This is a genomic window from Streptomyces sp. 15-116A, assembly GCF_025290915.1.
In the GTDB taxonomy this organism is placed as follows: Bacteria; Actinomycetota; Actinomycetes; order Streptomycetales; family Streptomycetaceae; genus Streptomyces.
In genome coordinates, this window is record NZ_JAOCQE010000004.1 from 19,398 (window position 1) to 37,588 (window position 18,191).

Below are 18,191 nucleotides of genomic sequence, written 5' to 3' on the forward strand. Positions count from 1 at the left end.
ACCTAAGTCGCACTGTCCCGTTCTCGCCCCGCATCGTGACCGTGGTCACTCCCTTGATGACGAGGCGTCAACCGCCGCCGCTACTCCCCTTGTTCGCGCAACTGCTCCTCGGTCAGCCCGCGCCGCCAGTACCCCACGAAGGTCACGGCCCGCCGGTCGATCCCGCGCTCGGAGACGAAGTGCCGCCGCAGCTGCTTGACGCTGCCGGACTCACCGGCGATCCATACGTACGGCCGCTCGGCGGACGGCAGTTGAGCGGCACGGATGCCGTCCAGGGCCATGGGGGAGTCCTGGGCGGTGTCGTGTGTGCTGTGAGTGAACCAGGTGATCTCGGCGTCGGCGTCCGTCACGAGTTCCTGGACGTCTTGTACATCCGGCACCTCGATCCAGGCCCGGACCCGGGTCCCGGCGGGCAGCGCCTCGAGGATGGCGGCGGTGGCGGGCAGGGCGGTCTCGTCGGCCCAGAGCAGGACGAGATCGGTACCGTCGGGCGGCCGGAAGCGGATGGCCCGGTTGTCGGCGAGCGCGGGCCCGAGCAGCAACACCCGGTCGCCGGGGCCGGCTTGACTGGCCCAGCGGGAAGCGGGCCCGGCCTCACTGGAGCCGCTGTCGCCCCCGATGCCGTGCAGCACGAAGTCGATGTCGATCTCGGTGGTGCGACCGTGCGCGTCCGCCCGCAGCCCCCGAAGGGTGTACGACCGCATCACGGCGCGCACGTCATCGGGCAGCTCCCGCCACCCCTGCCACCACGAGTCCCCGAGCTCGATGGGCACGACGGGCTCTTCCTGCCCGGGATGGGGCAGGAACAGCGACAGCGACTGATCAAGCCCGTGGGACCGAAAGTCCCGCAACTCGTCCCCACCGAAGGTGACCCGGGTAAGAGACGGCGAGACCCGCCGAGTCCGCAGAACGTGCAGAGAGAAGAAACGAAAGGGACTGGCGACTGCGGTACTCACGTGGGGACACTCCTGAATTGACGTCAGGGGAAACGCCCCAGGGGCGCGGGGAACTGCGCGCCCAGCCACAACGGACCCGCAGCCCCCCACTCACACACGCCCCCACGGCGCTCAGAACCCGCCTCAGCTAACCTTCTTCGCCTTCTCGATCGCAGCCGCCAGATTCTCCACCAGCGGCACACACTTGTCGTACGACAGAATCGGCTCAGCCGACCGCGGGATGACCTGCCCCGCCTTCACCGCGGGCAGCTTCTTCCACGTCGCCTCGGTGATGTCCGCGGGCTGGATCGCCGACGACCGGTCGTCCATCATGATGATGTCGGCCTTGTACTTGTCGACGTTCTCCCAGCTGAGGCTCTCGAACCAGCCACCCGTCGCCTTCTTCGCCTCCTCGGACGGCTCGACGAAGTTCACGCCGAGCGCCTTGAAGTACTCGAGGTCGACGGACAGGTTGGTGCCGGAGACGTAGAACAGCTCCTGGCTGGCGGAACCGGCCATCACCTTGATGTCGGGGTGGGCCTTGGCGGCCTTCCGCAGCCGCTCGGACGCCTCCTCGAATCGCTTCTTCGCGTCGACGACCTTGTCGGCCTTCATGTCGGCGCCGAGCGACTCGGCGAGCTCCCACATCCGCTGGAGCGGCTGGGTCAGCTGACGGTCGAAGACCGAGATGGCGACGCTCGGAGCGAGCTTGGCGATCTTGTCCTTGGACTTCTCGGGGACGTACCAGAGCGTGCCGGCGCTGTCGAAGGTCGTGGAGATGAGGACCTCGGGCGCGAGGGCGGCGTACTTCTCGACGTTGAACTGGTCCCAGACGTTGCCGAGGACGGTCACCTTGCTGATGTCCATGTCGCCGGCCTGGACGTCGGCCTTGCCGTCCTTCGTCTTGGTGGGGCCGAAGACGCCCTTCACCTCGACGCCGTAGTCGTACAGGGCGGCGGCGACACCGGTGAACGCGACGATGTTCGCGGGCACCTTGTCGAGCTTCACGGTCTTGCCGCGGTCGTCCTTGAAGGTCCACGGGCCGGACTTGGCCTCGTCCGCCGAGCCCGAGCCGCTGTCCTTCTTGTCCTCGTCCCCGCAGGCCGTGAGCACGGCGCCGAGTCCGAGGGCGCCGCCGGCGGCGAGCAGTCCGCGACGGGAGAAGCGGGCGGTTCTGGCGTTCGACATGGGTGGGTCTGCTTTCGTGCGTACGGAGCCGGCGGGTGCACGCTGGCGGGCCCCTGGGCTGGAAACAGGCTTAGGCTAGCCTAACCTCAGCTCATGTCCAGAGGGTGCCCGGGCCCCTGTACGGTGATCCCGATCACCAAGGGGGCCGGCCATGCAACACCACGTCAGATGGCACCGCCGCTGGGGCACACCCGTGGCCGCCAACCTGATCCTCGGCGTCGCCGCGATCGTCCCCCTGTGGCTGACGGCGATGTTCGTCCTGTCCCACCTCTGGGCCCTGACCCCCCGTGACCCCACGGACAACGACGGCACGTTGCCCTGGCTCATCGTCCTGACCCTGCTCTGGTCGGTCTTCCTGGCCCTGTGGCTCCCCGTGAACGCCTACGCCCGCCCGAGGACGGGCGTGTCCGCCCTCCGCTACTGGTCCATCAGCACGGGCCTGGCGCTGACCCCGATGGCGTTCCTGTCGACGCTGTTCGCCCTGGTCGAGGGCTGAGCGCGGTCAGCTCGTCAGGCCCAGCTCGCGGGCGATCAGCATCCGCTGGACCTCGCTCGTGCCCTCGCCGATCTCCAGGATCTTGGAGTCGCGCCACATGCGGGCGACCGGGTACTCGTTCATGAAGCCGTAGCCGCCGTGGATCTGGGTGGCCTCGCGGGCGTTGTCCACCGCGATGGTGGAGGAGTAGAGCTTGGCCAGGGCCGCTTCCTTCTTGAAGGGTTCGCCCGCGACCAGGCGGCTGGCGGCGTCGCGCCAGGCGAGGCGGGCCGTGTGGGCCTTCATCTCCATGTCGGCGATCTTGAACTGGATCGCCTGGTTCGCGCCGATCGGCTTGCCGAAGGCGTGGCGTTCCTTGGCGTACTTGACCGACTCGTCCACGCAGCCCTGCGCCAGGCCCGTCGCCAGCGCCGCGATCGCGATGCGGCCCTCGTCCAGGATGCGGAGGAACTGGGCGTAGCCCCGGCCCTCCTCGCCGAGGAGGTTCGCCGCCGGGACGCGGACGTCCTGGAAGGACAGCTCCCGCGTGTCCGAGGCGTTCCAGCCGACCTTCGAGTACGGCGCCGCCACCGTGAAGCCCGGTGTGCCGGACGGGACGATGATCGCGGAGATCTGCGGCCTGCCGTCGGGCTTGCGGCCCGTGACCGCGGTGACCGTCACCAGGCCCGTGATGTCCGTGCCCGAGTTGGTGATGAAGCACTTCGTGCCGTTGATGACCCATTCGTCGGTGCCCGGGTCCAGACGGGCCGTCGTACGCGTCGCGCCCGCGTCGCTGCCGCCGTCCGGCTCCGTCAGGCCGAACGCGCCCAGGATCTCGCCGGTGCAGAGGCGCGGGAGCCACGCGCGCTTCTGCTCCTCCGTGCCGAAGAGGTGGATCGGCATGGCGCCCAGCGAGACGCCCGCCTCCAGCGTGATGGCCACCGACGAGTCGACCCGCGCCAGTTCCTCCAGGGCCACGCCCAGCGCGAAGTAGTCGCCGCCCATGCCGCCGTACTCCTCCGGGAACGGCAGGCCGAACAGGCCCATGCGGCCCATCTCCCGCACGATCTCGTACGGGAACTCGTGCCGCTCGTAGAAGTCGCCTATCTTCGGCGCCACCACATCGTGCGCGAACTCCTCGACCGTACGGCGGAGTTCTTCCAGTTCGGGGGAGAGCTTGTGGTCCATGGTCGTTCACTGCTCCTGGTGGGAGAGGGCTCGTACGGTGCGGGACGGGCTGGGTCGGCCCAGATGCGCGGCCATCCACACGCTGGTGGCGACGAGACGGCCGAGATCGACCCCGGTGTCGATGCCGAGGCCCTGCAGCATCCACACGAGGTCTTCGGTAGCGAGGTTTCCGGTGGCGGACTTGGCGTAGGGGCAGCCGCCGAGGCCCCCGGCGGAGGAGTCGACGGTCGTCACTCCGTGCTGGAGGGCGGTCAGGGTGTTCGACAGCGCCTGTCCGTACGTGTCGTGGAAGTGGACGCCGACGACGGACATCGGCACGCCGGCCTCCTCCAGCGCCGTCAGCAGCGCCTTCACATGGCCCGGGGTCGCCACGCCGATCGTGTCGCCGAGGCTCAGCTCGTCGCAGCCCATGTCCACCAAGGCCCGGCAGACCTTCACCACCTGCGGGACCGGGACCGGGCCCTCCCACGGGTCGCCGAAGCACATCGACAGATAGCCCCGCACGCCCACGTCCTGTGCCTTCGCGCGCGCCACCACCGGCTCGAACATCGCCAGCGCCTCGTCCACCGTCCGGTTGAGGTTGGCCTTCGCGAAGGACTCCGTGGCGCTGGCGAACACCGCGACCCGGCGGGCGCCGAGCGCAAGCGCGCGGTCCAGGCCGCGTTCGTTCGGGACCAGCACCGGCAGCTCGACCGGCAGGTCCGCGACCGCCGGATACAGCTGCTCCGCATCCGCCAGCTGGGGCACCCACTTGGGGTGCACGAAGCTCGTCGCCTCGATGGTCGCCAGACCCGTCCCCGACAGACGGCGGATGAACTCCGCCTTCACCTCCGTCGGCACGGTCGCCATCTCGTTCTGCAGGCCGTCCCGCGCGCCGACCTCGTAGATCCGCACGCGCGTGGGCAGGCCGTCCGCAGGTACCCGCATGGGGAGGCCCGTCATGACTGCGCCTCCTCCTCCGCCGGGGCGATGACCGCCAGGACCTGGTCCATGGCGACCGTGGTGCCGGGCGCCACGTCCAGCTCGGTGACCGTGCCGGCGTGCGGGGCGGAGATGACGTGCTCCATCTTCATCGCCTCCACCACCAGCAGGCTCTGGCCCGCGGCCACCTCGTCGCCGACGGCGACCTTCACCACCGTCACCGTGCCGGGCATCGGCGCGGTCAGCGAGTCGGCGCCCGCGTGGGCGGCCCGGTTGAGTGACGCGGCGACCGGGTCGTGGTCCCGGACATGCCAGGCGTCGCCGTCCCGGCCCAGCCAGGTGCCGTCCGGCAGCACGGCGAAGGTGTGGGTGACGCCGTCGAGCCGGACGGTGTACCGGTGACCGTCGCCGGCCTCCGGGGGCGCGACCGCGGACGCCCTCAGCGGCTGGTCCGCACCGTCCGGCAGCAGCTCCGTCCCGCCGTCCGGTGTGCTGCGCACCCGCACGGTCACCGCCTCCCGGCCCGGCACCCGCAGATGATGCGCCGTCCAGGCCCGCTCTCCGCCGAGCCGCCATCCGTCCGCGGCGGCGAACGGGTCCGCCCAGCCTCCCGTGCCTGCCGGGGCGAGTGCCGCCTGGCGCAGCAGCGCAGCCGCCGCGTACACCTCCAGCGGCACCTCGTCCGGTACGAGCGCGTCGACGTCCCGCTCCACCAGCCCCGTGTCCATGTCCCCGCTGACCACCGCCGGATGGGCGAGCAGCCGCCGCAGGAATCCGGCGTTGGTCTGCACGCCCAGCGTGACCGTCTCCGCGAGGGCCGCCCGGAGTTTGCGCAGGGCGGTCGCGCGGTCGGGGCCGTACGCGATCACCTTGGACAGCATCGGGTCGTACAGGCTGCCGACCTCCGTGCCCTCGCTGAGCCCGGAGTCCGTGCGGACGCCGTCGCCCTGCGGCTCGTGCAGCCGCAGCACTGTGCCGCCCGAGGGGAGGAAGCCGCGCGCAGGGTCTTCCGCGCAGACGCGGGCCTCCACCGCGTGACCGGTGAGCGTCACGTCCTCCTGGGCGAAGCCCAGCGGCTCGCCCGCCGCCACCCGCAGCTGCCACTCCACCAGGTCCAGGCCCGTGATCAGCTCGGTGACCGGGTGCTCCACCTGGAGGCGGGTGTTCATCTCCATGAAGTAGTACGACGAGGGGTCGCCGCCGGGGACGATGAACTCCACCGTGCCCGCGCCCCGGTAGCCGCAGGAGCGGGCCGCCTGCACGGCCGCCTCGCCCATCGCCGCCCGGGTCTTCTCGTCGAGGAGCACACTCGGCGCCTCCTCGATGATCTTCTGGTGGCGGCGCTGGAGGGAGCACTCGCGCTCGCCCAGGTGGACCACGCCGCCGTGGCCGTCGGCCAGGACCTGGATCTCGATGTGCCGGGGGCGGTCGATCCAGCGCTCCACCAGCAGCGTGTCGTCGCCGAAGGAGGCGCGGGCCTCGCGGCGGGCCGCGGCGATCTCGTCGGCCAGCACGGCGGCGTCCCGTACCAGCCGCATGCCCTTGCCGCCGCCGCCCGCGGAGGGCTTCAGCAGCACCGGCATCCCGATCTCGCGGGCGGCCTCGGCGAGCTGCTCGTCCGTCAGGCCCGTGCCGCTGGAGCCGGGGACCACCGGGACACCGGCCGCCTTGACCGTCTCCTTGGCGCGGATTTTGTCGCCCATCAGGGCGATCGCGTCCGCCGGTGGACCGATGAACACCAGGCCCGCATCCGCGCACGCGCGCGCGAAGCCGGCGTTCTCGGCCAGGAATCCGTACCCCGGGTGCACCGCCTGGGCGCCGGTGCGGGCGGCGGCCTCCAGAAGCCGCTCCACCGACAGATAGCTCTCGGACGCGGGGGCCGGTCCGATCCGTACCGCCGTGTCGGCCTCGCGGACGTGCCGGGCGTCGGCGTCCGCGTCGGAGTAGACGGCCACCGAGCGCACGCCCATCGAGCGGAGCGTGCGGATGACGCGCACGGCGATCTCGCCCCGGTTGGCCACAAGCACTGTCTCGAACATCGTCGTCCGTCCCCTCACATCCGGAAGACGCCGAACTGGGGGTCACCCAGGGGCGCGTTGGCGCAGGCGGTCAGGGCCAGGCCCAGCACCTGGCGGGTGTCGAGGGGGTCGATGACCCCGTCGTCCCAGAGGCGGGCCGTCGCGTAATAAGCGTTCCCCTGGCGCTCGTACTGCGCACGGATCGGGGCCTTGAAGGCCTCCTCGTCCTCCGCGGGCCAGGACTCTCCCCGTGCCTCCAGCTGGTCCCGCTTGACCGTGGCGAGCACGGACGCGGCCTGCTCGCCGCCCATGACCGAGATCTTGGCGTTGGGCCACATCCACAGGAAGCGGGGGGAGTAGGCCCGGCCGCACATCGAGTAGTTGCCCGCGCCGTACGAGCCGCCGACCACCACCGTCAGCTTCGGCACGCGCGTGCACGCGACCGCGGTGACCATCTTGGCGCCGTGCTTGGCGATGCCGCCCGCCTCGTAGTCGCGGCCGACCATGAAGCCGGAGATGTTCTGCAGGAACACCAGCGGGATGCCGCGCTGGTCGCACAGCTCGATGAAGTGGGCGCCCTTCTGGGCGGACTCGGAGAACAGGATGCCGTTGTTGGCGACGATCCCCACCGGGTGGCCGTGGATCCGGGCGAAGCCGGTGACCAGCGTCTGCCCGAACTCCGACTTGAACTCGGCGAAACGGGAGCCGTCGACGACCCGCGCGATGATCTCGCGGACGTCGTAAGGAGTGCGGGAGTCCACCGGCACCGCGCCGTACAGCCCGGCCGGGTCCACCTTCGGCTCGACGGACGGCTCGACCTGCCAGGGCAGGTCCCCGCGGGCGGGGAGCGTGGAGACGATCGTGCGGACGATCCGCAGCGCGTGCGCGTCGTCCTCCGCGAGATGGTCGGTCACACCCGACACCCGCGCGTGCACCTCGCCGCCGCCCAGCTCCTCCGCCGTCACCACCTCACCCGTGGCCGCCTTCACCAGCGGGGGACCGCCGAGGAAGATCGTGCCCTGGTTGCGCACGATCACCGCCTCGTCGCTCATCGCCGGGACGTACGCCCCTCCGGCCGTGCAGGAGCCGAGCACCGCCGCGATCTGCGGGATCCCCGCGCCCGACATCCGCGCCTGGTTGTAGAAGATCCGCCCGAAGTGGTCCCGGTCCGGGAACACCTCGTCCTGCATCGGCAGGAAGGCGCCGCCCGAGTCGACGAGATAGACACAGGGGAGGCGGTTGTCGAGGGCGACCTCCTGTGCGCGGAGGTGCTTCTTCACCGTCATCGGGTAGTACGTGCCGCCCTTGACCGTGGCGTCGTTGGCGACGATCACGCACTCGCGGCCGCTGACCCGGCCGATCCCGGCGATCACACCGGCCGCCGGGGCCTGCCCCTCGTACATCCCGTCGGCCGCCAGCGGGGCGAGCTCCAGGAAGGGCGAGCCGGGGTCGAGGAGGGTGTCCACGCGGTCGCGCGGGAGCAGCTTGCCCCGCGCGGTGTGCCGCGCCCGCGCCTTCTCGCCGCCGCCGAGCGCCGCCGCGGCCAGCTTGGCGCGCAGCTCCTCGACGAGCGCGCGATGCGCCTCCTCGTTGGCCCGAAAGGCCTCCGACGCGGGGTCGGCCGCGCTGTGAAGCTCCGGTGCCTCGTGCATCCTTGCGGTCCCCTCACCTTGTTAATGAGCGTTAACGCATTTCCTCCAGGTTAACGAGCGCTAACCTCCCTGTCTAGAATCATCTGCATGGCCACCAGAACCGACGCCCCCACCCGCCGCGAGCAGATCCTCAGGGAGGCCGCCCGCCTGTTCGCCGAGCGCGGCTTCCACGGCGTCGGGGTGGACGAGATAGGCGCGGCGGTCGGCATCAGCGGACCCGGTCTCTACCGGCACTTCGCGGGCAAGGACGCGATGCTCGCGGAGCTGCTGGTCGGGATCAGCGGGCAGCTGCTGACGGGGGCGAAGCGACGTCTGGCGGAGGCCGACGGGGTGCCGGCCGAGGAGGTCCTCGACTCGCTGATCGAGGGGCACATCGACTTCGCGCTCGACGACCGTCCCCTCATCACCCTGCACGACCGTGAGCTGGACCGCCTCCGGGACAGCGACCGCAAGCTGGTGCGCCAGCTGCAGCGGCAGTACGTCGAGCTATGGGTGGCGGTGGTCCGCGAGGTCTACCCGGAGCTGACCGAGCCCACCGCCCGTTCGGCGGTGCACTCGGTGTTCGGGCTGCTCAACTCCACCCCGCACCTCGGCCGCCCCGGCTCCCTGCCGGGCCGCGCGACGACGGCGCAGCTGCTGCACCGGATGGCGCGCGGCGCCTTCGCGGCGGCGGGCACCCCCTGAGGCTCCCGCGCACGCCGGGCGTGACGAGCGTTACGGGGCTGCCCTCTCTACGGCTCTTTACGGCCATGGATACTCACCGGTATCTTCGAGTCTGAGCAAGCGCTTAGACATGACCGAGTTCGTGGAGGTGGCGGAGTGCGCCGTACGGTTTTCAACGAGGATCACGAGGCGTTCCGGGAGACCATCCGCGCCTTCATCGAGGCCGAGGTCGTCCCCGTCTACGACGAGTGGTTCGCGGCCGGCCAGGCGCCGCGCGACTTCTACTACAAGCTCGGTGAGCTGGGCATCTTCGGCATCAGCGTGCCCGAGGAGTTCGGCGGCGCGGGCATGGAGACCCACAAGTTCGAGGCCGTCCTGTACGAGGAGACCTCCCGCGCGGGCGTCATGTTCGGCGGCTCCGGTGTGCACGTCCTGCTCGCCCTGCCCTACCTGAAGATGCTCGCCACCGACGAGCAGAAGAAGCGCTTCCTGCCGAAGTTCGTCACCGGCGAGGAAATGTGGGCCATCGCGATGACCGAGCCGGGCACCGGCTCCGACCTCGCGGGCATGAAGACCACCGCCAAGCTCAGTGAGGACGGCTCCCACTACGTCCTCAACGGCGCCAAGACCTTCATCACCGGCGGCGTCCACGCCGACAAGGTGATCGTCTGCGCCCGCACCGCGCCGCCCACCGCCGAGGACCGCCGCCACGGCATCTCCCTGTTCTGCGTGGACACCAAGTCCGAGGGCTACTCCGTCGGCCGCAAGCTGGACAAGCTCGGCCTGAAGGTCTCCGACACCGCCGAGCTGGCGTTCGTCGACGTCAAGGTCCCCGTCGAGGACCTGCTCGGCGAGGAGAACAAGGGCTTCTACTACCTCGGCCACAACCTGGCCTCCGAGCGCTGGGGCATCGCCTACGGCGCCTACGCGCAGGCCGCCGCCGCCGTCCGCTTCGCCAAGCAGTACGTGCAGGAGCGCACCGTCTTCGGCAAGCCGGTCGCCCACTTCCAGAACACCAAGTTCGAGCTGGCCGCCTGCCAGGCCGAGGTGGACGCCGCCCAGGCCGTCGCCGACCGCGCCCTGGAGGCCCTCGACGCCGGTGAGCTCACGCCCGCCGAGGCCGCCAGCGCCAAGCTGTTCTGCACCGAGGTCGCCCACCGCGTCATCGACCGCTGCCTCCAGCTGCACGGCGGCTACGGCTACATGAACGAGTACCCGATCGCCCGCCTGTACGCGGACAACCGCGTCAACCGCATCTACGGCGGCACCAGCGAGATCATGAAGACGATCATCGCCAAGGACATGGGCCTCTGAGCCACGTGATCCGCAGCGTATGAGCGAGGCACTCCAGTCCCTCCTCGATCTGCTCGACCTGGAGCGGATCGAGGAGGACATCTTCCGCGGGCGGTCCCGGTCCGCCGTCGTCCCGCGCGTGTTCGGCGGGCAGGTGGCGGCGCAGGCACTCGTCGCCGCCGGGCGCACGGTTCCCGAGGACCGGCACGCCCACTCCCTGCACGCCTACTTCCTGCGCCCGGGCGACCCCGGCGCGCCCATCGTCTACTCCGTCGACCGCATCCGCGACGGCCGTTCCTTCACCACCCGCCGGGTGGTCGCGGTCCAGCACGGCAAGCCGATCTTCCACCTCTCGGCGTCCTTCCAGACGTACGAGGAGGGCCTGGACCACCAGGAGCCGATGCCGCCCGCACCGGACCCGGCGACCCTGCCCACGGGCGAGGAGCGGCTGCGGAGCTACCCGCACCTGCCCGCCGAGACGGTCGAACGCTTCATCGAGGCACGGGCCGCGGTGGACCTGCGCTACGTCGAGGACCCCCCGTTCGGCAGCTTCGGCGAGCCGCGCGAACCGCACTCACAGGTCTGGTTCCGCACCCACGGCAAACTCGCCGACGACCCGCTGCTGCACGTCGTCCTCGCCACGTACGTCTCCGACATGACCCTGCTCGACTCCGTGCTGCTCGCGCACGGGCGGGGCGGCTGGGCGGTCGGTGACGTGGTGGGCGCCTCCCTGGACCACGCGATGTGGTTCCACCGCCCGTTCCGCGCCGACGAGTGGCTGCTGTACGACCAGCACTCCCCGTCGGCGTCCGGCGGCCGGGGTCTCGGCCAGGCCCGCATCTACACCCAGGACGGGCGCCTGGCCATCTCGGTCATCCAGGAGGGCGTGGTCCGCGTCCCGCGCGACTAGCGCCCCCCTGCGGGCCCCTACTGCTCCAGCCCCGCCTCCGCCAGCAGGTACGCCGTCATCGGGTCGTAGTGGCGGGGGCTGACGACGTGGTCGTCGAGGGGCACCACTACCTGGACGGTACCCTCCGCCTCCGCGAGGAACAGGGCGGGGTCGTTGCAGTCGGCGTAGCCGACCGAGTCGACGCCGTGCTGTCCCGCGTAGCCCGCCCAGCCGTGGTCGGCGACCACCAGGTCCGGCAGCGGGCGGCCCTCGCGCTCGAGGGCGGTCAGGATGGCCTTCATCGGCTCGCCGGAGTGCGTGTGCCAGAGCGTCGCGCCGTGCTCCAGGACCGCCACGTCCGCGAACTGCATCACATACCCCTCGTCCGTGGCCAGCCCGTCCGGGATCACCACGATCTCGCAGCCCGCCGCGCGCAGCGCCGCGGCCGTGGCGCGGTGCACGTCCAGCAGGCCGCCGGGGTGACCGGTCGCGAAGAGCACCCGCTGCTGCCCGTCCGCCGCCTTGCGCAGCCGGCCCGCCATCCGCTCCAGACCGGCGACGGTCAGCTCCGGATCGATGGTGTCCTGGCCGTACCGGTACTCGGGGTCGTCGTTCACCCCGACCCGCTCCGCCATCACCGCGAGCACGTCCTGCTCGTCGGTCCAGCGCTCGCCGAGTTCCAGGCCCAGCCAGTAGTGGCGGTCGCCGTTGGCCAGCTTGCGGTAGTGGGAGAGGTTGTTCTCGCGCGGGGTCGCGACATCGCCCGCGATGCGGGTGGCGATCAGGTGCTGGATGAGCTCGGCGCGGCTGGGTGTCCCGGATATCGGCATGCCCACCATTGTGAGGCAGCGCGCGGTGCGCGTCCCTGGCGTATCGAGCGCTGGGACGTGCGTCACGTACTCAGGCGACTACGTACGGATACCTAGGTCCGCTTGAGCGCGAACCACAGCTCCATGCGGACGTCCGGGTCGTCGAGATCGGCGTCCAGGAGGGTGGCGCAGCGGGCGATGCGCTGGCGCACGGTGTTGCGGTGCACGGACAGGGCGACGGCGGTGCGGTCCCAACTGCCGTGCAGGGAGAGCCAGGTGCGCAGGGTGTCCGTGAGGGCCGGGTTGCCGTCGAGGGGCGCGAGGAGGGCGCGGGCGTGGGTGTCGGCGTCCGGGGGTGCGATGAGGTCGGTGAGGGCGGGGCGGTCGCTGTGCCGGACCAGCGGGGTGCGGGTGGCGCGGGCGCGGGCGAGCGCGCGGGCGGCCTGGGTGTCGGCGGCGGGCCAGTCGGCGGGGGCGGCGGGGGCGCTGATGCCGAGGGTCCAGCCGGGGAGGGGGTTCGGTTCGCGGTCGCTCGGGAGGAGGACGCGTACGACGTCGTCGGTGAGGTCGACGAGGGCGGTGCCCAGGGCGGCGCCGAGGGCGGAGGCGGCGAGGGCGTCGGGGGGTTGTGTGGTGGGGGTGGCGTGGACGACGCGCCAACGGTCGCTGCCGAGCAGGGGGGCTACGTCCTCGGGGTCGCCGCCCAGGAGGAGACGTACGAGGGCGGAGGAGCGGGCGGCGCCGGGTGCGCTTTGATGCTCTCCTGTGAGCAGGGACAGCAGTACGGCAGCGACCGAGGCGATGGTGTGGTCGGCGGACTCGCGGTGGGGGGTGGCCACGGCGAGGACGAAGCCGTTCTCTGAGCCGAGGGCGTAGGCGGCGAGGTGAGTGTCCGCGAGGGTGTCGGTGGCGCTGGCGGGGTGGGGGCTGGGCGGGGGTGGGTTCGCTCGCCGGCGCTCGCCGGGTGCCGCTGCGCCCACCCTCCCCCACTCTCGGCTGCGCTCGAGCGGGGGGACCCCCATCGCCCCAGCGGCACGACTGCCCGCAGCTAGGGCGGATCCGCTCGCCCGGCCTCCCGCAGCTGCGGCGGATCCGCTCGCCCCGCCTCCCGCAGCCATGGCAGTTACGTCAGCCGCTGGGCGTACCACCTTCGCCAGCCCCGCCAACCCCTCCCTCACCTCCGGGCCCTGTTCCCGGCCCGCTGACGCCAGTTCCGTGCCCTCCGGGCCGTACAGCACCGCGTAGCCGTCCAGGCGGCGGGCCAGTTGGCGTAGGACCGACGGGATCGGGTCCGGGCGGGATGCCGCTGTGGCCAGGCTCTGCTGGGCCTCTGTGACGCGGCGGAGTTCCGCTACTCGGGCGCGGGCCATCAGTTGCCAGACGGCTCGGGCCACTCCCGAGAACGTGGTGCGGGGCGGGACCTCCAGGAGGGGGAGGCCGTGCAGCTCGCAGGACTCCATCAGCGCGGCCGGGACCGTGTCGTGCAGCGGGGCCAGGCCGAAGCCCAGGGCCGCGCCGCCCGCCGCGACGATGCGGGAGACGTACGCGTCGAAGTAGCCCGTGCCCGCGCCGTCCGGGATGTGCACGCCCGCCGTGAGCAGCAGCTCACCGCCCAGCAGGTACGGATACGGGTCGGCCATCTCCGAGGTGTGCGCCCAGTGGATCACGATGCCGGGGTCGGCCGGGCCGGCGATACGGCGCAGCCCCAGGTCATCGCGGGCCAGGAGGGCGTCGAGGGGGACGGGGGGTGTCGGGGGGACCGTGGGATCCGGCATGGTGGACGTTTCCTCCATTCCGTTCGGCCCGTATGGATGAAACGTACACTTCGCAGTCGCTTTCCGGCCACCTAAGGTCGGGTCAGACCGGCAGCCCGCGGGTACGGGCGGATGTCCCCGCGACGAGCCACCGGACACCTTCCATCTGCACGACACGCCACCGAGAGTGCGCGAAGGAGGCCCCCGTATGGCCGTGGACTATCTGGTCATCGTCGTCTATCTGGCCGGCATGCTGGCCATGGGCTGGTGGGGCATGCGCCGCGCCAAGTCCAAGAGTGAGTTCCTGGTGGCGGGCCGCCGCCTGGGTCCCGCCATGTACTCCGGCACCATGGCCGCCATCGTCCTCGGCGGTGCCTCCACCATCGGCGGCGTGGGCCTCGGCTACCAGTACGGCCTCTCCGGCGCCTGGATGGTCTTCACCATCGGCCTCGGCCTGCTCGCGCTGAGCATCTTCTTCTCCGCCCGCATCGCCCGGCTGAAGGTCTACACCGTCTCCGAGATGCTGGACCTGCGCTACGGCGGCCGGGCGGGCGTCATCTCCGGTGTCGTCATGTGGGCGTACACCCTGATGCTCGCGGTGACCTCCACCATCGCCTACGCCACGATCTTCGATGTCCTGTTCGACATCAACCGCACCCTCGCGATCGTCCTCGGCGGCTCGATCGTCGTCGCGTACTCCACGCTCGGCGGCATGTGGTCGATCACGCTGACCGACATGGTGCAGTTCGTCGTCAAGACGATCGGTGTGCTGCTCCTGCTGCTGCCGATCGCCGTCGTCAAGGCGGGCGGGTTCAGCGAGATGAAGGCCCAGTTGCCCACCGAGTACTTCGACCCGCTGGGCATCGGCGGCGAGACGATCTTCACGTACGTCCTGATCTACACCTTCGGCATGCTGATCGGGCAGGACATCTGGCAGCGCGTGTTCACCGCCCGCAGCGACACCACCGCCAAGTGGGGCGGCACCGTCGCCGGCACCTACTGCCTCGCCTACGCCGTCGCCGGCGCGGTGATCGGTACGGCAGCCAAGGTGATGTACCCGAAGCTCGCCAGCCCCGACGACGCCTTCGCGACCATCGTCAAGGACGAGCTGCCGATCGGCGTGCGCGGACTGGTCCTGGCCGCCGCGCTCGCCGCGGTGATGTCGACGTCCTCCGGTGCGCTGATCGCCTGCGCCACCGTCGCCAACAACGACATCTGGTCCCGGCTGCGCGGCATCGTCAAGCCGTCCGGCGAGGAGCACGACGAGGTCAAGGGCAACCGCGCCTTCATCCTGATCATGGGTGTCGCGGTGATCGCCACGTCCATCGCGCTCAACAACGTCGTCGAGGCGCTGACCGTCGCGTACAACCTGCTCGTCGGCGGGCTGCTCGTGCCGATCCTCGGCGGGCTGCTGTGGAAGCGCGGCACCGCGCAGGGCGCCCTCGCGGCCGTCGCCGTCGGCGGACTGGCCGTCGTCGGACTGATGGCCGGTTACGGCATCCTCGCCAACGAGCCGATCTACTACGGTCTGCTCGCCTCCCTCGCCGCCTATGTCGTGGTCTCCCTGGCGACCCTGGCGACCGACGCGGCCGTCCTCGCCGCCTGGCGTGAACGCCTCGCCGGGCGCGGCGGCCCCGAAACCGAATCCGTGTCCGAAGCGGTGCCCGCGGCCCAGTAGAGTCGATGGGCAAGCAGTACATACGCGACGAAGCGTAGGAAAGAAGGCAGTTTTCATGAGCAGCAACGAGACGCCCCGCGGCCCCGTCGACTCCTCCCGCATACCGCGGTACGCCGGCCCCGCGACCTTCGCCCGGCTGCCCCGCCTCGACGAGGTCGGCACCGCCGATGTCGCGGTGGTGGGTGTGCCGTTCGACTCGGGCGTCTCGTACCGGCCGGGCGCCCGCTTCGGCGGCAACGCGATCCGCGAGGCGTCCCGGCTGCTGCGCCCCTACAACCCGGCGCAGGACGCCTCGCCCTTCGCCCTCGCGCAGGTCGCGGACGGCGGCGACATCGCCGTGAACCCGTTCAACATCAACGAGGCCGTGGAGACGATCGAGGCCGCCGCCGACGACCTGCTCGGCACCGGCGCCCGCCTGATGACCCTCGGTGGCGACCACACGATCGCGCTCCCGCTGCTGCGCTCGGTGGCGAAGCAGCACGGCCCGGTCGCCCTGCTCCACTTCGACGCCCACCTGGACACGTGGGACACCTACTTCGGCGCCGAGTACACGCACGGCACCCCGTTCCGCCGGGCCGTCGAGGAGGGCATCCTCGACACCTCCGCCCTGTCCCACGTCGGCACCCGCGGCCCGCTCTACGGCAAGCAGGACCTCACCGACGACGAGAAGATGGGCTTCGGCATCGTCACCTCCGCGGACGTCTACCGCCGGGGCGCCGACGAGATCGCCGACCAGCTGCGCCAGCGCATCGGCGACCGCCCGTTGTACATCTCCATCGACATCGACTGCCTCGACCCGGCGCACGCGCCCGGCACCGGCACCCCCGAGGCGGGCGGCATGACCTCCCGCGAACTGCTGGAGATCCTGCGCGGGCTGGCGTCCTGCAACCTGGTCTCGGCGGACGTGGTCGAGGTCGCCCCGGCCTACGACCACGCGGAGATCACCTCGGTCGCCGCCTCCCACACCGCATACGAACTGACCACGATCATGTCCCGCCAGATTGCAGAGGCCCGCGCGAAGTGACGCACGACCACGACCTGGTACTCCGCCCGACGCCGGCCCAGACGGAGGCCGCGCTGAATCCTCCCCCCGGCCGCAACGGCGGAGACCTGGTCGTGGAGACCCTGGCCGGGCTCGGCGCGACCACCGTCTTCGGCCTGCCCGGCCAGCACGCCCTCGGCATGTTCGACGCCCTGCGCCGCTCCGACCTGCGCTACATCGGCCTGCGGGTGGAGAACAACGCGGGCTTCGCGGCGGACGCGTACGGCAGGATCACGGGTGAGGCGGCCCCGCTGCTGCTCTCGACGGGCCCTGGCGCCCTCACCTCCCTGGCCGCGCTGCAAGAGGCGGCGGCGGCGTCGGCCCCCGTGTTGGCGATCAGCAGCCAGATCCCCACGGCGGGCCTGGGCGGCGGCCGGCACGGCTACCTCCACGAACTCCCCGACCAGGCGGCGTCGTTCAGGGGAGTGGTCAAGTCCGTCCACACGGTCCGTACACAGTCGCAGATCCCGTCGGCGATCGCCGCGGCCTGGAAGTCGGTGCTGACGGCTCCGCACGGCCCGGTGTGGGTGGAGATCCCGCAGGACGTGCTGCTGGCGGAGACGCGGCTGCCGGTGGTGACGGCGATGGACGCGACGCCGGACGAGCTCCCCCCACGCCCCGAACTGACGGCTGTGGCCGCCCACTTGCTGTCTGGTTCGGCCCGCCCGGCGATCATCGCGGGCGGGGGAGTGGTCCGCGCGGACGCGTCGGGCAAGCTGAAGCAGCTGGCGGAACGCCTCCAGGCCCCGGTCGTCACGACGTTCGGCGGCAAGGGCGCGTTCCCCTGGACCCACCCCCTGTCCCTCCAGTCCTGGCTGGAGGACCGCCACACCACGGACTTCCTGGAGGACGCGGACGTCCTGCTGGTCGTAGGCTCGGGCCTGGGCGAACTCTCCTCGAACTACCACACGTTCAAGCCCCGGGGCCGAGTCATCCAGATCGAGGCCGACGCCGGGAAGCTGGAGTCCAACCACCCCGCCCTCGGCATCCACGCGGACGCCCGCCTGGCCCTTCAGGCCCTGCTGGAGACGGTGGAGCGACGAGAGGACGACACGGCGCGTGAGCGCGTGACGGAGCTGCTGTCGAAGGTCGCGGCCCGCATCGCCGCGCAGGACCTCACCCTGGAGCAGGAGATCCTGGCCTCGGTCCGCCGAGCCCTCCCCGCCGACTCCCCGTCCTTCTGGGACATGACGATCCTGGCGTACTGGGCCTGGTCCGCCTTCGACGCCAAGGGCCCCAACCTCCTGCACTCCGCTCAGGGCGCGGGCGGCCTCGGCTACGGCTTCCCGGCCGCCCTCGGCGCGGCGACCGCCGACCCTACCCGCCCGGTCCTCGCCGTCTCCGGCGACGGCGGCGCCCTGTACTCCATCGCCGAACTGGCCACGGCGAGGCAGCACGACCTCCCGGTCACCTGGCTCATCGTCGACGACGGCGGCTACGGCATCCTCCGCGAGTACATGACCGACGCCTTCGGCCGCCCGACAGCCACGGAACTGACCCGCCCGGACTACGTGGCCCTGGCGGAGTCCTTCGGCGTCCCCGGCATCCGCACGACCCCGGAAACCTTGGAACAGGACCTCACCAAGGCCCTGTCAACCCCGGGCCCGTCCGTGGTCGTCCTCCCGGCGGTCCTGCGAATGTTCGCGCCTACGCACCTGGGCTGAGAGCGGGCGGGAGCTGTTCGCG

General features: G+C 71.3%; 15 protein-coding genes. 7 read left to right on the top strand and 8 right to left on the bottom strand.

Features of this window, described 5'->3' with window-relative positions:
- Nucleotides 1-80: 80 nt before the first annotated feature.
- Nucleotides 81-956 carry a siderophore-interacting protein gene (locus N4P33_RS01490; protein WP_260824324.1) on the bottom strand — a complete coding sequence of 292 codons (876 nt, stop codon included), beginning with the start codon at nucleotides 954-956 and terminating at the stop codon, nucleotides 81-83.
- Between the two features lie 123 nt (nucleotides 957-1,079).
- Nucleotides 1,080-2,123 carry an ABC transporter substrate-binding protein gene (locus N4P33_RS01495; protein ID WP_260824325.1) on the bottom strand — a complete coding sequence of 348 codons (1,044 nt, stop codon included), beginning with the start codon at nucleotides 2,121-2,123 and terminating at the stop codon, nucleotides 1,080-1,082.
- A gap of 151 nt (nucleotides 2,124-2,274) precedes the next feature.
- On the opposite strand from N4P33_RS01495, the gene N4P33_RS01500 reads away from it, so the two are divergent.
- Nucleotides 2,275-2,619, top strand: a complete 345-nt coding sequence (locus N4P33_RS01500) for a hypothetical protein (protein ID WP_260824326.1) — start codon at nucleotides 2,275-2,277, stop codon at nucleotides 2,617-2,619.
- A gap of 6 nt (nucleotides 2,620-2,625) precedes the next feature.
- On the opposite strand, the gene N4P33_RS01505 is transcribed toward N4P33_RS01500, so the two are convergent.
- From N4P33_RS01505 to N4P33_RS01520, 4 genes are read right to left on the bottom strand one after another with little or no spacing between them, the layout of a single operon-like run.
- Nucleotides 2,626-3,786, bottom strand: coding sequence for an acyl-CoA dehydrogenase family protein (locus tag N4P33_RS01505; protein WP_260824327.1), 1,161 nt, complete (start codon nucleotides 3,784-3,786; stop codon nucleotides 2,626-2,628).
- Nucleotides 3,787-3,792: 6 nt separating this feature from the next.
- Nucleotides 3,793-4,728, bottom strand: a complete 936-nt coding sequence (locus N4P33_RS01510; RefSeq protein WP_260824328.1) for a hydroxymethylglutaryl-CoA lyase — start codon at nucleotides 4,726-4,728, stop codon at nucleotides 3,793-3,795.
- Nucleotides 4,725-6,746 (bottom strand): acetyl/propionyl/methylcrotonyl-CoA carboxylase subunit alpha, encoded by a 2,022-nt coding sequence (locus N4P33_RS01515; protein ID WP_260824329.1) that lies wholly within the window; start codon nucleotides 6,744-6,746, stop codon nucleotides 4,725-4,727. Before N4P33_RS01515 ends, N4P33_RS01510 begins: the two co-directional genes overlap by 4 nt.
- 14 nt (nucleotides 6,747-6,760) lie before the next feature.
- Entirely contained in the window at nucleotides 6,761-8,377 is a 1,617-nt protein-coding gene (locus N4P33_RS01520) for a carboxyl transferase domain-containing protein (protein WP_260824330.1), read from the bottom strand.
- An 87-nt stretch (nucleotides 8,378-8,464) separates the two neighbouring features.
- Between N4P33_RS01520 and N4P33_RS01525 the strand changes: the two genes are divergently transcribed.
- The 3 genes from N4P33_RS01525 (at nucleotide 8,465) to N4P33_RS01535 (ending at nucleotide 11,243) form a co-directional block, all read left to right on the top strand.
- On the top strand, nucleotides 8,465-9,061 hold the full coding sequence (locus N4P33_RS01525; RefSeq protein ID WP_260824331.1) for a TetR/AcrR family transcriptional regulator: 597 nt from the start codon (nucleotides 8,465-8,467) through the stop codon (nucleotides 9,059-9,061).
- 135 nt (nucleotides 9,062-9,196) lie between these two features.
- A complete protein-coding gene (locus N4P33_RS01530) occupies nucleotides 9,197-10,354 on the top strand; it encodes an acyl-CoA dehydrogenase family protein (RefSeq protein WP_260824332.1) in 1,158 nt (385 codons plus the stop codon).
- A 19-nt stretch (nucleotides 10,355-10,373) separates the two neighbouring features.
- The gene (locus N4P33_RS01535) at nucleotides 10,374-11,243 is read left to right on the top strand and encodes an acyl-CoA thioesterase II (RefSeq protein WP_260824333.1); all 870 of its coding nucleotides are present in this window, start codon (nucleotides 10,374-10,376) and stop codon (nucleotides 11,241-11,243) included.
- Between the two features lie 17 nt (nucleotides 11,244-11,260).
- Here N4P33_RS01535 and N4P33_RS01540 read toward each other — a convergent pair whose 3' ends face one another.
- Entirely contained in the window at nucleotides 11,261-12,052 is a 792-nt protein-coding gene (locus N4P33_RS01540; RefSeq protein WP_260824334.1) for a phosphatase, read from the bottom strand.
- A gap of 92 nt (nucleotides 12,053-12,144) precedes the next feature.
- Nucleotides 12,145-13,806: a PucR family transcriptional regulator gene (locus N4P33_RS01545; RefSeq protein ID WP_260824335.1), complete on the bottom strand. Its 1,662-nt coding sequence runs from the start codon at nucleotides 13,804-13,806 to the stop codon at nucleotides 12,145-12,147.
- Between the two features lie 187 nt (nucleotides 13,807-13,993).
- Between N4P33_RS01545 and N4P33_RS01550 the strand changes: the two genes are divergently transcribed.
- The 3 genes from N4P33_RS01550 to N4P33_RS01560 are packed head-to-tail and all read left to right on the top strand — an operon-like array spanning nucleotide 13,994 to nucleotide 18,169.
- Nucleotides 13,994-15,463, top strand: a complete 1,470-nt coding sequence (locus N4P33_RS01550; protein WP_260824336.1) for a sodium:solute symporter — start codon at nucleotides 13,994-13,996, stop codon at nucleotides 15,461-15,463.
- Between the two features lie 55 nt (nucleotides 15,464-15,518).
- Nucleotides 15,519-16,487 carry an agmatinase gene (gene speB, locus N4P33_RS01555; protein WP_260824337.1) on the top strand — a complete coding sequence of 323 codons (969 nt, stop codon included), beginning with the start codon at nucleotides 15,519-15,521 and terminating at the stop codon, nucleotides 16,485-16,487.
- On the top strand, nucleotides 16,484-18,169 hold the full coding sequence (locus N4P33_RS01560) for a thiamine pyrophosphate-binding protein (protein ID WP_260824338.1): 1,686 nt from the start codon (nucleotides 16,484-16,486) through the stop codon (nucleotides 18,167-18,169). The genes speB and N4P33_RS01560 overlap by 4 nt, the downstream gene beginning before the upstream one ends.
- Nucleotides 18,170-18,191 lie beyond the last annotated feature (22 nt).

Bases quoted from the DNA above. Each gene is read 5' to 3' on its own strand.
- N4P33_RS01495 (WP_260824325.1), bottom strand. From the start codon at position 2,123: ATGTCGAACGCCAGAACCGCCCGCTTCTCCCGTCGCGGACTGCTCGCC.
- N4P33_RS01500 (WP_260824326.1), top strand. From the start codon at position 2,275: ATGCAACACCACGTCAGATGGCACCGCCGCTGGGGCACACCCGTGGCC.
- N4P33_RS01505 (WP_260824327.1), bottom strand. From the start codon at position 3,786: ATGGACCACAAGCTCTCCCCCGAACTGGAAGAACTCCGCCGTACGGTC.
- N4P33_RS01510 (WP_260824328.1), bottom strand. From the start codon at position 4,728: ATGACGGGCCTCCCCATGCGGGTACCTGCGGACGGCCTGCCCACGCGC.
- N4P33_RS01515 (WP_260824329.1), bottom strand. From the start codon at position 6,746: ATGTTCGAGACAGTGCTTGTGGCCAACCGGGGCGAGATCGCCGTGCGC.
- N4P33_RS01520 (WP_260824330.1), bottom strand. From the start codon at position 8,377: ATGCACGAGGCACCGGAGCTTCACAGCGCGGCCGACCCCGCGTCGGAG.
- N4P33_RS01525 (WP_260824331.1), top strand. From the start codon at position 8,465: ATGGCCACCAGAACCGACGCCCCCACCCGCCGCGAGCAGATCCTCAGG.
- N4P33_RS01535 (WP_260824333.1), top strand. From the start codon at position 10,374: ATGAGCGAGGCACTCCAGTCCCTCCTCGATCTGCTCGACCTGGAGCGG.
- N4P33_RS01540 (WP_260824334.1), bottom strand. From the start codon at position 12,052: ATGCCGATATCCGGGACACCCAGCCGCGCCGAGCTCATCCAGCACCTG.
- N4P33_RS01545 (WP_260824335.1), bottom strand. From the start codon at position 13,806: ATGCCGGATCCCACGGTCCCCCCGACACCCCCCGTCCCCCTCGACGCC.
- N4P33_RS01550 (WP_260824336.1), top strand. From the start codon at position 13,994: ATGGCCGTGGACTATCTGGTCATCGTCGTCTATCTGGCCGGCATGCTG.
- speB (WP_260824337.1), top strand. From the start codon at position 15,519: ATGAGCAGCAACGAGACGCCCCGCGGCCCCGTCGACTCCTCCCGCATA.